At 43.9% G+C, this 1031-nt stretch carries 1 pseudogene; it reads left to right on the plus strand.

From position 1 onward, the window contains the following. Positions 1–78: 78 nt before the first annotated feature. Positions 79–987: pseudogene (locus AB4583_RS21290) on the plus strand (IS5 family transposase). The last annotated feature ends 44 nt before the right edge of the window (positions 988–1031 follow it).

Consider the following 1031-nt stretch of genomic DNA (forward strand, 5'->3'; position numbering starts at 1 on the left):
GGCGTTGTTGCCTAAATTAGTTGAACCTTTTCCAAGTCCTGTGATCTGATCATTTGAAACGATTGGAATGGTGGTGATATGGGTAAAGCAAACAAGAAGATAACTAACTGGACGGAGTACAATAAGGCTCTTTGTAAACGTGGTTCGGTTACATTCTGGATAGATGATTCAGCCGTAGATGCATGGCGATGCAAAACTCATCATGGTAAGCGTGGGAGAGGCTTTCAGTACTCTGATACAGCGATTGAAACCGCCTTGATGATTAAGGGCATCTTCTCTCTTCCTTTACGTGCTCTTTAAGGCTTTATCGACTCTATCTTTGAGCTATTAGATGTTCCACTAACGTCCCCTGACTACACCTGTATCAGTAAACGCTCGAAGACAGTTCAGGTCAAATATCGCAATAAATCGAGAGGGGCTATTCGCCATATAGCCATTGATTCTACTGGCCTCAAAGTCTTTGGTGAGGGGGAGTGGAAAGTGAAAAAGCATGGTACAGAAAAACGTAGGACATGGCGCAAACTGCACTTAGCTGTGGATGTGGATACTCACGAAGCGATTAGTGCGGAAGTCAGTCTTGTAAATGTAGGCGATAGTGAAGTGTTACCGACGTTACTCAACCCACTACGTAGAAAGGTCGCTGCCGTATCCGCCGATGGAGCATATGACACAAAAAATTGCCACGAGACTCTGAAAAATAAAGGCTGTACTCCGTTAATACCGCCTCGAAAGAATGCAGCTCTTTGGGAAGACGGTCATCCCAGAAACAAAGCGGTAATGGCTCTGAGAGATGAAACAATATCGGAATGGAAAACAGAGTCTGGTTATCACTATCGTTCAATATCTGAGACTGCTATGTCCCGATATAAAGGACTAACAAGCGATAAATTGAGCTTGAGATGTTACAACGCTCAAGTGGGCGAAATCATGGCGAATGTCAAAGCGATTAACAAAGTCATAGGACTAGGTATGCCCGTTAGAAGCTAACGGCTAGCTACATATGGTGTCGTTGATCTTCAAGCTGATTTGAT

It is taken from the genome of Vibrio sp. 10N.222.49.C12 (assembly GCF_041475025.1).
GTDB classification, from domain to species: domain Bacteria; phylum Pseudomonadota; class Gammaproteobacteria; order Enterobacterales; family Vibrionaceae; genus Vibrio; species Vibrio crassostreae_C.